The sequence below is a fragment of the Lactovum odontotermitis genome, assembly GCF_054658595.1.
Genome location: NZ_BAAGGQ010000004.1, coordinates 119,471 through 134,668, shown reverse-complemented (window position 1 = coordinate 134,668; position 15,198 = coordinate 119,471). Strand labels below are relative to the sequence as shown.

13 protein-coding genes are annotated in these 15,198 nt (G+C 47.2%); 11 read left to right on the top strand and 2 right to left on the bottom strand.

Annotated features, from left to right (window positions below; translation table 11 throughout):
* The coding region (locus ACYQ2E_RS03940) for a TIGR04197 family type VII secretion effector (protein ID WP_460016757.1) at positions 1-217 on the bottom strand (217 nt) is incomplete at its 3' end.
* Positions 218-483: 266 nt separating this feature from the next.
* On the opposite strand from ACYQ2E_RS03940, the gene ACYQ2E_RS03935 reads away from it, so the two are divergent.
* The 3 genes from ACYQ2E_RS03935 to ACYQ2E_RS03925 are packed head-to-tail and all read left to right on the top strand — an operon-like array spanning position 484 to position 4,209.
* A complete protein-coding gene (locus ACYQ2E_RS03935) occupies positions 484-1,686 on the top strand; it encodes a peptidoglycan bridge formation glycyltransferase FemA/FemB family protein (RefSeq protein ID WP_460016756.1) in 1,203 nt (400 codons plus the stop codon).
* 5 nt (positions 1,687-1,691) lie between these two features.
* Positions 1,692-2,900 (top strand): peptidoglycan bridge formation glycyltransferase FemA/FemB family protein, encoded by a 1,209-nt coding sequence (locus tag ACYQ2E_RS03930; protein ID WP_460016755.1) that lies wholly within the window; start codon positions 1,692-1,694, stop codon positions 2,898-2,900.
* A gap of 37 nt (positions 2,901-2,937) precedes the next feature.
* On the top strand, positions 2,938-4,209 hold the full coding sequence (locus ACYQ2E_RS03925; RefSeq protein ID WP_460016754.1) for an MATE family efflux transporter: 1,272 nt from the start codon (positions 2,938-2,940) through the stop codon (positions 4,207-4,209).
* 43 nt (positions 4,210-4,252) lie between these two features.
* On the opposite strand, the gene ACYQ2E_RS03920 is transcribed toward ACYQ2E_RS03925, so the two are convergent.
* The gene (locus ACYQ2E_RS03920) at positions 4,253-5,890 is read right to left on the bottom strand and encodes a putative polysaccharide biosynthesis protein (protein WP_460016753.1); all 1,638 of its coding nucleotides are present in this window, start codon (positions 5,888-5,890) and stop codon (positions 4,253-4,255) included.
* Positions 5,891-6,035: 145 nt separating this feature from the next.
* Here ACYQ2E_RS03920 and rsmH point away from each other — a divergent pair, with 145 nt between their 5' ends.
* From rsmH to ACYQ2E_RS03880, 8 genes are all read left to right on the top strand, one after another.
* Positions 6,036-6,971 carry a 16S rRNA (cytosine(1402)-N(4))-methyltransferase RsmH gene (gene rsmH / locus ACYQ2E_RS03915; RefSeq protein WP_460016765.1) on the top strand — a complete coding sequence of 312 codons (936 nt, stop codon included), beginning with the start codon at positions 6,036-6,038 and terminating at the stop codon, positions 6,969-6,971.
* Between the two features lie 7 nt (positions 6,972-6,978).
* Positions 6,979-7,356, top strand: coding sequence for a hypothetical protein (locus ACYQ2E_RS03910; protein ID WP_460016752.1), 378 nt, complete (start codon positions 6,979-6,981; stop codon positions 7,354-7,356).
* Positions 7,356-9,668, top strand: a complete 2,313-nt coding sequence (locus ACYQ2E_RS03905) for a penicillin-binding transpeptidase domain-containing protein (RefSeq protein ID WP_460016751.1) — start codon at positions 7,356-7,358, stop codon at positions 9,666-9,668. Before ACYQ2E_RS03910 ends, ACYQ2E_RS03905 begins: the two co-directional genes overlap by 1 nt.
* Position 9,669: 1 nt before the next feature.
* On the top strand, positions 9,670-10,668 hold the full coding sequence (mraY, locus tag ACYQ2E_RS03900; protein ID WP_460016750.1) for a phospho-N-acetylmuramoyl-pentapeptide-transferase: 999 nt from the start codon (positions 9,670-9,672) through the stop codon (positions 10,666-10,668).
* Between the two features lie 20 nt (positions 10,669-10,688).
* The gene (gene aroA / locus ACYQ2E_RS03895) at positions 10,689-11,951 is read left to right on the top strand and encodes a 3-phosphoshikimate 1-carboxyvinyltransferase (RefSeq protein WP_460016749.1); all 1,263 of its coding nucleotides are present in this window, start codon (positions 10,689-10,691) and stop codon (positions 11,949-11,951) included.
* The gene (locus tag ACYQ2E_RS03890; protein WP_460016748.1) at positions 11,942-12,439 is read left to right on the top strand and encodes a shikimate kinase; all 498 of its coding nucleotides are present in this window, start codon (positions 11,942-11,944) and stop codon (positions 12,437-12,439) included. Before aroA ends, ACYQ2E_RS03890 begins: the two co-directional genes overlap by 10 nt.
* Before the next feature lie 88 nt (positions 12,440-12,527).
* Positions 12,528-13,205, top strand: a complete 678-nt coding sequence (gene radC, locus ACYQ2E_RS03885) for a RadC family protein (protein ID WP_460016747.1) — start codon at positions 12,528-12,530, stop codon at positions 13,203-13,205.
* Between the two features lie 88 nt (positions 13,206-13,293).
* Complete coding sequence (locus ACYQ2E_RS03880; protein ID WP_460016746.1) at positions 13,294-15,195, top strand: ABC-F family ATP-binding cassette domain-containing protein; 1,902 nt, start codon at positions 13,294-13,296, stop codon at positions 15,193-15,195.
* The last annotated feature ends 3 nt before the right edge of the window (positions 15,196-15,198 follow it).

Sequence of the window (15,198 nt, the reverse complement as noted above, 5' to 3'; positions counted from 1 at the left end):
CCGGAAATTTATTCGCCTGAGTTAGAAAAACCTGGACAAAGTTTGAAAGGTCGTCCATGAGCTGATTATTGACTTCGCATCCAGTTTGCATGGCGGTAATATTGCTTTCTCCAATGTCGACGGTCAGGTTGGAAAAGCCTGAGGCGTCAATGCCTGTAAGCTCTTGAATCGCTTCCTGGGCTGCGACTGTATCTGAGCTGATTTTTGAAACTCCCATTGGTGCTCCTTATCATTTGATGATGATATTATACGACTTTTTAATCACCTTTTCCACTTTCAGGTCAATACTTTTCATTGTTTCAATAAAACCTGCAAAAAAAAAGATATCGTTTGATACCTTTTCCCGTAGTAATACGCCTCTAGCAATTGTATTTTTCTATTTTCTATTTGTCGCCTTAGGGGGGGATTATTCTAACATATGTCCCGCCTGCCCGCCAAAAGATTGACTTTTAATTATGCGCAGAATCTGCTATAATAGACGACGTGAAAAATTATGTTTTCAAAGAAATTGAGCAGACGGAGTTTGAGGCGCTTGCACAAAACGTTCATCATCTCAATTTTCTCCAGACTGCAGCAATGGCGCGGGTTTTCAAGGCGCATCATTATGAGCTGCATTGTTTCAGCGGTTCGGAAAATGAACAACTTAAACTGTTGGCAGTTCTAACAGCAGTGCCCATCTTCGGCGGCCTGAAGTACGAACTCCGCTTCGGTCCCAGTTTCGTTGAAAACAAGGGCGAATTTGACGAAACGCTTTTTTTCGAATTTATTAATTACCTGAAAAAATACGTTCAATCGCACAAAGGCCTGATTTTGAAAGTCATTCCAGACCTGGCGTTTTCAGCTGAGTTTCTGGACAAAATGGCGGCACATGACTTAGTACACACGAGCCCAGAGACTGGTTATGACGAAGGCGAGCCGACCTGGCACTATGTTAAAGATTTGACAGGTCTAAGCGATGCTCAGGCACTGCTGAAGTCCTACAGTAAAGACGGTCAATACTCCGTCAAACGTACGCAACAGTTCGGCATCAGCGTACGGGCACTTTCCTGCGAGGAACTGCCTGAATTCAAAAAGATTACAGAAGCCACCAGTGAACGCCGCGGCTACAATGACCATGAGCTGGAATATTATCAGGTCTTTTACAAGTCTTTCGGTGATAAAGCCCAGTTCCTTGTAGCAGAAATCAATTTCCAGACTTACACGACGGCACTTAATGACCAAATCGCGAAACTCCAGACGCAGATTGACAAGTCTACCTCGGCCAAAAAAGAAAAGCAGCGTCAGGAGTGGCAGAGCCAGATTCAATCGCAGGAGAAACGCCTGGCAGAAGTGGCCCCCTTTTTACAGAAGTACCAGGACCAGCCTGTCATCCTGGCCGGGGGCCTATTTGTCGAAAGTGAACGGGAGATGATTTATCTCTTCAGCGGCTCTTATGAAGAGTTCAAGCACTTTTACGGGCCATTTGCCATCCAGCATTTCATCATGGCTCAGAGCATCGAAAAAAAGATTCCCTTGTACAATTTTTACGGCATTACCGGTAACTTTGACGGCACAGACGGTGTCCTGCAGTTCAAGGAAAACTTCAACGGCTGCCCGTTGCGCAAAGTCGGCAGTTTCTGCTATTATCCGTACCCTGCCAAATACAAACTCATTCAGCTTGTAAAGAAGATATTGAGAAGGAACTGAAAGAAATGAAATTTCAAATTCATACCGCTCCCGAAAAACATGACGCATTCGTTCTGAAAAGCACTCAGTGCGACCTGCTCCAGTCATCGAACTGGGCGAAAGTCAAAGACAACTGGGGCTCCGAAATCGTCAGCGTGCTTGACAACAACAATGACGACGAAATCATCGCCTCAGCCCTGGTGCTCATAAAGAAACTGCCTGCAGGCTTCAGCATGCTCTACATCCCGCGCGGTCCAATACTTGACTACGGCAATCCGCATCTGCTGGCCTTCTTTTTTGACGAACTGAGAAAGTGGGCCAAGACTCAAAAGGCGCTCTTCATCAAGTTTGACCCGAATCTGGTCTACGAAAGCTCAAAATTCGGCGAAGAAGCAGTCCTGAACGAAAAAACGAAAGAATATCTCGCGGCCATCCAGGCAATCGGCGCCGAGCATTTCGGCTTTAACCTGGTCATGGGCGAGACCATCCAGCCGCGCGTACAGGCTAATGAGAAGCTGCCGGCGGAGGACATTGAGAGTATCTACCCCAAACACACGCTCAGACGTATCAAAGAAGCTCAGAAACGCGATGTAAAAGTGGCCAGAGTAGGTCAGGAAGGGCTGGAAGAATTCGCTCGCCTCATCGAACTGACTGTCGCAAGAAAAGGCGTTGCACTGCGTAATCTGGAATATTTCAGGAAACTGATGAATCTCTACGGCGACGATGCCTATCTTCATCTGGCAACTGTTAACATCGCCAGCAAGAAAACCGAGTTAACAGAAAAGCTGGCTCAAGTTGAAAAGGATTTGGCAGAAACCCCAGAACATCAGAAAAAGCGCATCACGCGCCTGAACGAGCAGATTTATTCATTCAAAACAATGCTGGAAGAGCTGGACGGCTTCGAAGATTCAGAAGGAGATACAACGATTGCCGGCATTCTCTCCATCAAATTCGGCGATACAGTAGAAATGCTCTACGCCGGCATGGACGAGCAGTTCAAAAAGTACTATCCGCAGTACCTGCTCTATACTCTGGATTTCAACGACGCCATTGCTGTCGGTGCCAAATGGGCTAACATGGGCGGCATTGAAGGGACATTAGACGATGGACTGTCCAAATTCAAGAGCAATTTCAATCCGGATGTCCAGCGACTTATCGGTGAATTCACGATAAAAACCAGTCCGCTGGCTGGTCTCGGGCTCTGGGCTTATAATAAACGAAAATCCTCGAATTAATGAGGAGGTCGCCAAATATAACAGCTCAATTACTCATATGAAGCAGTTTAAAGAAATCAATCTCTACGTCCTCCCGCTCATCGCCACAAACCTGCTGCAAATTATCATCAGTCAGTTTTCTCTTGCCATCGCGACAAATAACTCCAAAGAAATAATCTCGGCTATTTCGGTGATTCAGAATTTCTTATTTGCCTTTGGCGGAATTTTGGGTGCGTTTAGTCTTGCGTTCAACATTCTAGCTTCCCGCGCATCAGCTGAAAATTTGGACAAGAAATTCAAAAATCTGATAAAGTCTTCGTTTTATCTGGATTGCCTCATCGGCGGCGCTTTTTTCATCATTTCAATTCTGTTCGGTCAGTTTATATTGCGCGTCGTTTACGGCTTTCAGGGAGAGCTTTTGCGGACTGCGAGTCTTTATCTGGCAATCATGTCCCCTTATATTTTCCTGACACTTCTGATGTTTTTGTTTTCAAATTTATTGAAAATTGAACGCAAAACCAGTCATATCTTTTTCATTGATACAGTTAGTGGGCTGATTGAATTGGGGCTCTGCTATATACTTGTTCCGCGCTTCGGCATCATCGGGGCCGGGACGGCGGTCATATTTTCACTTCTGTTCATTGTTCTGGTTTATTTCTGGGACATAAAGGAAGTGGTGCTTTCTGCCATGAAGGAACGGGCGAATTCCAGAAAAACTTTACTGAAGTTGGGGCTTCCCTTAGCAATTCAGGAAATCTTTGAAAGTGTCATTTTTATTGTTATTTTCGATGCTTTTATGAGCCGTCTGGGCTTAAGAATGCTGAGTATTTATGCTATTGTCCTGCAGCTGTTCGCCATCGTGCGCCTGCCGGCTTATATGTACGGCGGGGCTGTGGCCGTGTTTGTCCCTGAAGCACGAAAAGAGCAGAAGATGAAGTCATTTATTTATATACTAAGCAGCAGTTCAATGTTATTTTACATCCTTCTAGGTGCACTAGCCATCGTATTCTCAAAGTTTTTCTCTCTATTATTTATCCATTCTCAAGGAAATTTATCCTTACATCCCTATCTCGAAATTACGATACTGTTCATGGTTTTCTCTCCGCTTTATGAAATGAGCAAAACATTTCTGCAGTCAAGTGATTGTGAAAAGTTCGTCGTCAGCTGCACGGTGGTCGTAAATATCCTCTGTGTGCTAGTTTTAATCGGATTTCAGCTTGCTCAGAAACAAAGCTACACCAGTCTCTTCTCGGTTTATGGTTTAAATATTCTCATTCTCAGTGCTATCTTTATCGGGAAGATGAAACGCTTAAAAAATGTAGAGAACTAAAGGCAGACAAAAGACCTCCTATTTTTTGGGAGGTCTAACTTTTTTAAAGATGTAATTTACGCTTCAGTGCAGCCCCGCGCTCTCCCATCAGCTTTTCAAGTAAGCCCAGCTTAGCGGCGCACCAGAGATAGACATAGAAGCCTGCACCGCCCACGACCACAACAGTGATTAAAGCAATCAACTTGGAGGCCGAATCCTTGAAAATCAGCTGGAAGATGATGTAGAGCAGCATGACCACGACGGTCATGATTGAAGTCAGCGCACCGATGCCGATAACGCCGCGCCAGATGCTGCTGGATTTGTAGCGGCTGATTTCCCGGATTTTTTTCATGGACAGATAAATGCCGGCCAGAAAGGCAATTGTAGTGGCAATGAGCGGCCCGAACGAATGGAAGAACACAACGCAGGGAATCTGGATGATGAGCTTGATAATCAGCGTGACGGCGAAGTAGCGCATGGCATCGCGGCTGTGCTGCATGGCCTGGAGAAAGAGCCAGGCTAATGCTAACAGTGTGAGTACGAAGCTCTGCAGCGCAGCATATACAAAGAGCTGAATCTGCAGGGCACTTGGTACGACGTAGAATAGGATGTAAATGGGTTTAGCCAGAATTACCACGCCCATTACCGCAGGGAACATAAATGCGACAAAAAACTGCAGATTGTAGGAAATCAGGTAGGCCACTTCTTTTTGCCGGTGTTTGGTGAATGCTGTCGTGATTAGGGGCAGGCCAACATCGCCCAGCGTTAGCGCTACGCCAATCAGAATCATGGTGATTTTGTCGGTGTTGGCCGAGAAGTAGGCAAAGAGGTCGTTGAGGTAGGAGACGTCGTAGTCGGTTACCCAGCGCATGACGTTGACAAAGGTCATCTGGTCAATCAGTTTGAAGATTTGGATGGCGGAGCCCGTCACGACGAAGGGCAGCGCGGAAATGACGGTCTGCTTGAGCAGAGGAAGTGTTTCGATTTTAGAACGGGTGGGTCCGGGAGCTAAGATTTTGCGCAGATTACCGTCGCGCAGCAGGTAGACTATGAGCACTGCGAAGCTGGCAATCATGCCGATGAAAGCGGCAGTAGTTGACTCGGTGACGGCGGACTGCCAGCTCTTAGAACCCAGTTTCATGATGACAAAGGCGGTCACGAGCATCCAGATGATGCGGACAACTTGTTCGTAAATCTGGCTGACGGCAAAGGCCTTCATCTGGTTGAGCCCCTGGAAGTAGCCGCGGATGACAGACATGGCAGGAAAGACCAGAATTGATAAAGCCAGGCTTCGCATCACGGGAATTAAAGCTTTTCCGCCGCCTGAAGCAGCTGCCAGACCAGGTGCGGCGAAGAACATAATCAGCGCCATGATGACGCCGAGCCCGGTCATGAGAATCAGCATCTGCCGAACCAGCCGGTAGGCCATATTCTCATCGCCCAAAGCGTTGTAGTGCGCGACTTCCTTGGCCACTGCCACGGGAATGCCGATGGTCGAGAGCAGCAGGAAGAGGGCGTAGACGTTGTAGCCCATGGCGTATAGCGTATTCGCGCGGTCTCCGTAGGGAGCCATGAGCGCATACCAGGGAATCACATAGACCGCTCCGAGCAGGCGGGAGACAATGTTGGCAAGGCTCAGCCAAGCCGTACCGGTCACCATTTTTTCTTGTTGCAAGTGATTATTTGCCGCAGAATTATCCATACTCCTATTTTGCACTAACTGGCTGAAAATTGCAAGGGCGAGCTGTTTTTCTGAGTCGTTTTCCTGGGTCATTTTCCTGAACCACTTTCTAATACCTTTTTTCAAGCTGCTAGAAAATCAGCCCATTTTATGATAAAATATTTGTATTATTGAAACGAAGAAATTTGTACATGAAACGGTCCTTTTGAATGAAAGCATTGACGCGCTGAATCTGAAAGAGAACGGGATATATATTGATGCGACGCTCGGCGGGGCAGGCCATACCAGTCTGCTGCTTTCAAAGCTTGAGGGCGGCCGGCTCTATGCTTTCGACCAGGACCAGGTTGCGATTGACAATGCCATGGCGAGAGTCAAAGACCCGCGGCTGACCTTGATTCACGACAATTTTGCCAATTTGAATCAGCATGAAATTCCGCCGGTGGACGGTGTGCTCTATGATTTGGGGGTGTCGAGCCCGCAGTTTGACGAAGCGGCGCGCGGTTTTTCCTATAAACTGGACGCGAAGCTGGACATGCGCATGGACCAGTCTTCATCGAGCTTGAGCGCTTATGACGTGGTCAATACTTATGCTTTCAATGATTTGATGCGGATTTTCAGCCGTTACGGCGAGGAGCCATTTAATCAGGCCAGGCAAATTGCGCGGAAGATTGAGCAGGCGCGTGAAATCAAGCCGATTGAGAGAACGCTGGAGCTGGCAGATATCATAAAATCTGCCCTGCCACAGAAAGCTCTGAAAAAGAAAGGCCACCCGGCAAAACGCGTCTTTCAGGCCTTGCGCATTGAAGTCAATGACGAGCTCGGCAGCCTTGAAAGCTCACTTCACAAGGCCATTGACATGCTGAAGCCCGGCGGGCGAATCGCTGTCATCAGCTTTCATTCGCTGGAAGACCGTATTGTCAAGGCGATTTTCAAGGAAAATTCGGAGGTCGATGTGCCGCGCGGAATTCCCGTTATTCCCGATGACATGAAGCCGAAACTGAAAATCATTGTCAGAAAGCCGATTTTGGCGAGCGACGAAGAGCTGGCGCACAATAATCGTGCTCACAGTGCAAAGTTGCGTGTCGCGGAAAGACTAGAGTAAAAAAATCATGGAAAATAACAGAAAAAAAGCATTAGATTCTAGGTCAGCCCTGCAGCGGGAGAGTTTCCGCATTCGTATGAATACCCTGTCTCCTTTACTGCGCAAACGTTTCAGCAAACTGACCCATATTGAGCGAATATTTTACGGCTCCGTGGCTGTTGCCGCACTGTTTCTGGCTCTCTCACTAGTCTTTGTCAGAATGCGCATACTGGAATTCCAGAGCTCAACGAACGAAATGCGCATTGCAATGACAGATTCACAAGCGCAAATTGACCAATACCAGCAGACGCTCAATGACCTGACATCATCAGGCAAGGCTGGACAAGCAGCGACAGCAGCTGGACTGGCACCAGACTCGAACAATGTATTAAAGGCAAGTAAATAATGTTTAAATTTTTAGGCAGATTTTTTTCTTTTTCAAGAATAAGGAAACAAGCCGCTGCAGCGAAGACCAAACCGCACGATAATCGCCGTCTGGTTGCACAGCGCCTGTTTTTTGTTACGCTCGCTGTTTTTATTCTGATTATCCTGCGTTTGACCTGGCTGATTGCGGCCAACAATGTAAATGGCGTGAATTTAACAAAAGCCGCTGCCAATAATTACACATATACTTACACTGTCTATCCAAAGCGCGGCACGATTTTTGACCGTAACGGCGAAGAGATTGCTATGGACGCTTCAAACTACACACTTTATGTCACTTTGGATAAAAACTTTGTAGATACTTCGGGAAAGAAACTTTATGCTCAAGCTTCTGATTTTCCGAAGCTGGCAACTTTTATCAATAAAGAAATACCAGCTTTAACAACTGACTACATTATTTCTCAGCTCACTCGAAAAGGCGCTGTTCAAGTCTATTTTGGCACCGAAGGCGGCGGATTATCACTTGAGCAAAGAGATAAAATTATTAAGGAAGCTAAGGCAGAGGGACTGGTCGGAATCGGTTTTGACTCAACTTTGACGCGCAAATATCCGAATGGAATTTTTGCCAGCAACTTTATCGGCACTGCTCAGCTGAAAGAGGCGGGAAACAGTGACTCTGGTCTGGTAGGGAAAAATGGCGGTGTAGAAGAAGGCATGAATGCAATACTTCAAGGCGAGCCCAGTACACGTACCGTTGAAAAAGACCAGTACGGCCGTCCGATTTATGGCGCTGTAATTTCACAAACAGAAGCTAAAGATGGAGCAGATGTCTACACTACACTCGACGGTCCGATTCAGACCACAACTGAGAATATGTTGGATACTTTGTTTGAGGCAATCAAGCCCGAGCAAATGACTGCGATGCTGGTGGATGCGAAAACCGGAGATATTCTTTCCAGCAGTCAGCGTCCAACCTATAATCCGACTGATATGTCCGGAACGAAGCAGGAAAATTTCACCTGGGCCGATTTGTCCTACGCACTGGCTTATGAACCTGGCTCAACTATGAAATCGTTCCTAGCGGCAGCTGCTATAGATTCAGGAAAATGGACGCCAGATGTGACTTATGACCGTACATCACTTGATTTTTCTGACGGAACAAAGATTCAAGACTGGGATGTCAATGAAAACGAAATCATGCGCGGAATGATTATGACCTATGCTCAAGGATTTGCCTGGTCAAGTAATGTAGGTATGGGTAAGATGGAGCAGCACATGGGCTATGATATCTGGGGGAATTATCTTCAGCGTTTTGGCTTTGGAAAAGCAACACGTATAGGAATTGAAACAGGCAATGGAGAAGCTTTCGGTGCTCTACCTGGAAGTAATGATGAAGTTTCTAAGGTCATGTCAGCGTTTGGCCAGGGAATGTCCGTTACCATGCTTCAGATGATGCGCGGCTGGACCTCTTTCGGCAATGGCGGTACAATGCTTGAACCGCACTTTGTCAGCAAAATTGTTGATAATAACACGCAAACAGTCTTACAGGCGAAAAAGGAAATCGTCGGAAAGCCCATTAGTGGTGAAACTGCTAAAAGTATTGACGACTTAATGGTAACTGTAAATGCTGATAATGTCTATGGTACTGCAAATGGTGGTGTATTCAAAAATACTGAACCAGGTCCGCTATTTGTAATAAATGGGCAGAATGCTGCTGTGAAAACAGGTACAGCACAAATATATAAAGACGGTGGCTGGTCAGAAAACCTCGTCATAAACTCAATTGTGGTTCTATATCCACCAGAAAATCCAGACTTTATTTTCTATTTGACTTCAAGAAATGATCCGCGTAATTTTAATTTACCGACGGTTGCCCCGCTGGTCAATAATCTGTTAACACAGGCGGAGACAAGACAGAGCCAAATTAGTCAAACAGAATTCAATCTCCCGACAGGACAAGTGAAAGTTGGCGATTACTTTGGAAAAGATACAGGCGCAACACTGGACAAATTGCGCGAAAATATTCTCCAGCCGGTGGCTATCGGAGACGGCGCCAAAGTCAATGACCAGTCCATCAAAGCCGGCGAAAAAGTAGATGCCAATACAAGAATTCTGCTCTACACCAACGGCAAGCACACCATGCCTGACATGTACAACTGGTCGAAAGCAGATGTCAAACAGCTGGCAAAATGGTATAATATGAAAGTAACTTTTAAAGGTCAAACTGGGAAAGGAAAAGAGTCTGCAGGTCGAGTGACAGACCAGTCGATTGAACAATTGACAGTCGTCAAAAAGAACGCAAAAATCACTGTGACTCTTGGAAATACAAATTAATATGGTAATATGGAGCTTCGCTTCAGGAATAATAAGTTTTCTGCTGACATTGGTAGGCATCCCGCTTTTCATGCGTTTCATGAAAAAGCAGCACATCGCCGGTCAGCAAATGCACGAAGATGTTCATCAGCATGAACAAAAAGCCGGCACACCAACAATGGGCGGCTTTGTTTTCGTGATTGTCAGCCTTGTGATTTCAGCGCTTTTCATTCTGATATCCGGCGGTCATGACAGCTCATTCAACATGATTTGGCTGGTTTTCCTGCTTTACGCCGCCATCGGCTTTTTCGACGACTTTCTCAAAGTCTTCCGCCATCAGAACGAAGGCTTTAAAGCCTGGCAGAAATTCGGCCTGCAGATTATTATCGGCATTCTAGCCTATTTTCTAATCGGCTTTCCGGCAGGAGAGGGCAATTCTCTGAATTTCTTCAGCATCAGCATTCACCTGGGGATTCTATACATTCCCTTCCTGATTATCTGGCTTGTCGGCTGGTCGAACGCAGTCAATCTGACCGACGGAATTGACGGCCTGGCGACTGGTACTGTCTCGATTTCCCTGCTGGCCTTTGCCGTGATTGCGGCGGCGAATCAGCAGTGGGATGTGCTGCTGATTATTCTGACAGTCATTGGCGCGCTGCTGGCTTTCCTCGTTTTCAACAAGAAACCTGCTCTGATATTCATGGGCGATGTCGGTTCGCTGGCGCTCGGTGCCTTTCTGGCGGCAATTTCAGTCGTACTGCGGGCAGAGTGGACGCTGCTCTTCATTGGCGTCATCTACATCATCGAGACGCTCTCCATCATGATTCAGGTCAGCTATTTCAAGATTTCCGGCGGAAAGCGAATTTTCCGCATGTCGCCGATTCATCACCATCTTGAGCTGGGCGGACTGTCCGGCCACGATGACGGATGGTCGGAGTGGAAAATCGATGGTGTCTTCTGGCTCATCACAGCGGCGGCTTCGCTTTTCGCTGTGGTAGTCTACGTATTTGTGGGCGTGTAAGCGCCTTTTTTGGAGGAAAAATGACAGAATTACATGGAAATTTAAAAGTAGCAGCCGACAAGTCGATTTCGCATCGTGCAGTCATGTTCGGGGCTTTAGCGGCGGGGCAAACGCTCATACACAACCTATTGCTCAGCGAAGACGTAAAAACCACCATGCAGGCCTTTCAGCAGCTGGGAGTCAGCATGCTGTTAAAAGACAATGATTTGCAGATTGAAGGACGGGATTTTTCTCTGGAAAAATCTTCTGAGCCGCTGGACATGGGCAACTCTGGCACATCAGCCCGACTACTGATGGGCATACTGGCCGCGCAAGAATTTGAGAGCGACTTGATTGGCGACAAATCTCTGTCGCAGCGGCCTATGGACAGAGTGGCGATTCCGCTCACGTTAATGGGGGCGGACATCCGGGCACAGGGCATGCGTGCCACACTGCCGGTTCATATTACGGGACAAGCCTTGCGCCATTTCGACTTTGAGCTGCCGGTTGCCTCAGCCCAAGTGAAATCCGCCTTGATTTTTGCGGCTTTGCAGGTCAGTAACGGTGTCTCAAAAATTGTTGAAAGTGCGCCGAGCCGAAATCACACCGAGCAGATGCTGCGCCTTTTCGGCGGCGAAATTTCAGTTCAAGGTACAGAAATCACAGTCAGAGGGCGTCAGCATCTGCAGGGCACTGAACTGACTGTGCCTGGCGACATTTCGTCTGCAGCTTTCTGGATTGTCGCGGCCTTGATTACACCAGGCTCTGACATCGTGCTGGAGCGCGTGGGCGTGAATCCGACGCGTACGGGCATTCTGGATGTTGTGGCCGCCATGGGCGGAAAGCTGGAACTTCTGAATCTTGATGAAGCAGCGCATACTGCAGACATTCACGTGCAGTATACTGAAAATCTGCGGGGAACAACGATTGCGGGCAGTCTGATTCCCCGGCTGATTGATGAATTACCTGTCATTTCGCTTTTAGCGAGCCAGGCCGAAGGCAAAACTGTCATCAAAGACGCGGCTGAGCTCCGTGTCAAGGAGTCCGACCGGATTTCCGCTATTGTCAGCCTGCTGAGAGTTTTGGGTGTAGAGGCCGAAGCTTACGAAGACGGTCTGACAGTGCAGGGGAAGGCTGAACTGCAAGGCGGCGCAAAGTTTGATAGCCAGGGCGACCATCGTTTGGCTATGACCGCTGAAATCGCCGGTCTAATCACGGATGCGCCGCTCAAAATTTCCGGCGCTGAGATGATTGCCACGAGCTATCCTGATTTTTATAGGGACATGAAGCAGCTATGCGAGTGATACTGATTGGCTTCATGGGGGCCGGCAAGACAAGCGTTGCGCGGCTGCTTGATGCAAACTATCTGGACACAGACGAGCTGCTTGTCGAAAAATTCGGTCAGTCAATCTCTGACTATGCCGCAGAATTCGGCACAGAAAAATTCCGTCAGCAGGAAGAAAAACTTCTCGCAGAATTATTGAATTCTAGCAGCGCCAGTCCAATTGCGACAGGCGGCGGCATCGTTGAATCTGCCCGCAATCAGAAACTCCTCGCAGCTCATGGACAGGTTGTCTACTTACAGGCCGATTTTCCATGTTTGCTGGAAAGAATAAAAAATGACACAGACAATCAGCGCTTTATTTTCCAAAATTCTGACCCGGAAGTTTTTGAACAGAAATATAAGAAACGTCTTCCGATTTATGAGCATTTGGCCGATTTGACGCTTGATACAACTGACTTGACGCCTGCTGAGACTGCTAAAATAATACGCGAAAAATTTCCAATTTAATTTGGATTTTTTGATACATTCTCGAAATTTTTACGTATATATAAGTAAGGCAATAAATAGCAGCCGAATAAATTTCAGTGAGGGAAAAATGTACGAAATTCAAGAAAATGTGTTTTCAATACAACCGCGCGAACGCTTATTGGCCGTAGGGGCAGAGAATTTAAGCGAGCGGGAATTACTGGCAATCCTGCTGCGGACAGGCTCAAAAGATTACCATGTTTTCGACCTGGCAGGACGAGTACTGGAAGAATTCGGAAGTCTAGAAAATTTTCGCAGCGCCACAGTCGAAGAATTAGAGACCATCAACGGTATCGGCGCAGTCAAGGCGGTTGAAATTCAGGCCATGATTGAACTCGGGAAACGAATTCACAACGCCAGCCGCGAGTTTCACGGCAGCGTGCTGCGCTCAGAAACCTTCGGCAAACAAATGATGAACGAATTGGCGAACTTTGAGCAGGAACATCTGCTGGCAGTCTATCTGGACAACCGCAACCGCATCATCGCCAAGAAAACAGTTTTTATCGGAACCGTCAACAGCGCACCCGCCGTCCCGCGAGAAATCCTGCACCACGCTGTGCGCTACATCGCCACCGGCATTTTAGTTGTTCACAATCATCCGTCAGGCAATCCAGAGCCCAGCGAGGCAGATATTCAATTTACGAAGAATCTGGGTTCTTCCTGTCAAATGCTTGGCACGAGTTTGACGGACCATTTGATTGTCGGTAAAGAAGATTATTTTAGTTTTCGAGAAAAACATTTACTTTAGTGCTAGTCAAAAGTGTTTAAAATGAAATCTGGCAAAGTGAAGCAAGAGAAGTTTTGTGTCGTCTTACGTGGTATGATATAATAGTCGCATGATAATTTTGCAGGGAAATAACCTATCGCGTGCCTTTGCGGCCGATGTTCTGTTTGAAAATGTGTCGTTTTCTATCCAGGAGCGTTCTCGTATCGCCCTCGTCGGCAAAAACGGAGCTGGTAAATCGACTTTACTGAAAATGCTGGTGGGTGAAGAAGAGCCGACAAGCGGTCATTTGACAGAAATAAAAGACTTGACGATTGGTTATTTAGCTCAGAATGCAGGACTTTCATCGGATTTGACGATTTTAGAGGAATTAGAATCTGTCTTTACGGATTTGCGCACTCAGGAAGCTGATTTACACGCGATGGAAGCACAGATGGCAGCTGAAAACGGCGATGAGCTGGCAAGCCTGATGAAGCGTTATGACCTGGAGAGTGAGAATTTCCGCGCAGCTGGCGGATTTACTTATGAATCGGACCTGCGTGCGATGCTCAATGCGTTCAATTTTCCTGAGAACATGTGGCAGCAGCCAGTGGCAAGCCTTTCCGGCGGGCAGAAAACCCGTCTGGCGCTGGCAAAAATGCTTCTGACTGCGCCGGATTTGCTGGTGCTTGACGAGCCCACGAATCACCTGGATATTGAAACTTTGTCTTGGCTTGAGAATTATCTTCTGAGCTATAAAGGTGCTTTGCTGATTGTTTCGCATGACCGCTATTTTCTTGACAAGGTCGCAAAGGAAGTGTTTGAGCTTTCTCGCGGCAGTCTCGTGCGCTATGTTGGAAATTACAGCCAGTATATTGAAGCGCGTGAGGTCAATTTAGCAACTGCTGAGAAAGAGTTTGAGAAGCAGCAAAAAGAGATTGCGGCTCTAGAGGACTTTGTGGCGAAGAATCTGGTGCGCGCGTCAACGACAAAGCGTGCTCAGTCGCGCCGAAAGCGGCTGGATAAAATAGTTCGCCTGGAGGCGCCTGACAAGTTCGATAAATCTGTCAAATTAGTCTTTGAGCCGGAAAAGACATCCGGCAATGAAGTGTTGAAAATTACCGATGCAGCCATCGGCTATGACAAGGAAGAAGTCTTGTCGCAAAATATTAATCTTGACCAGAGAAAGTTTGAAGCAATTGCGATTGTCGGGCCAAACGGTATCGGCAAGTCAACATTAATTAAATCAGTCATCGGCCAAATTCCATTCTTGGCCGGTTCTGCGAAAATAGGCGCCAACGTTACAATTGGCTATTATGACCAGGAGCAGGCCGGCTTGACGCTGTCGAATACAGTTTTAGACGAGCTCTGGAATGAGCACCATCTGCTGCAGGAAGTTGAAATTCGCAATGTACTGGGTGCCTTCCTGTTCAGCGGTGATGATGTGAAGAAAACGGTGGGAATGTTGTCCGGCGGTGAGAAAGCGCGGCTTCTGCTGGCAAAATTGGCCATGCAGCATGATAATTTTCTCCTGCTGGATGAGCCGACCAATCACCTTGACATTGACAGCCGTGAGGCACTGGAGCAGTCACTGATTGATTTCACGGGCACTTTGCTCTTTGTGAGCCATGACCGTTATTTCATCAATCGAGTCGCTACAAAAGTCATGGAATTGTCCGAGAACGGCGCTAGGCTGTATGCGGGTGATTACGATTATTATTTAGAGAAAAAGACAGAGGCAGACCAGACCAAGGCTTCAGAGCACCAGCAATCGGCTAAAGTCGACAGTCGTGAGGCACAAAAAATACGCGAGCGGGAGGTCCGGAAACGAGAGCGGGAAATTTCGGACATTGAGCAGTCAATTGAACAAATTGACCTCCAACTGCAGCAGCTGCAAAATCTGATGATGGAAAATTCAGAAGATTTCGGAAAACTCGCTGAACTTCAAAAAGACACTGACAGGCTAATTGAGCAAAAAGACCTGCTCGAGGCGCGCTGGCTGGAACTTTTAGCGGCAGAAGAAGAGGAAAGTTAAGAT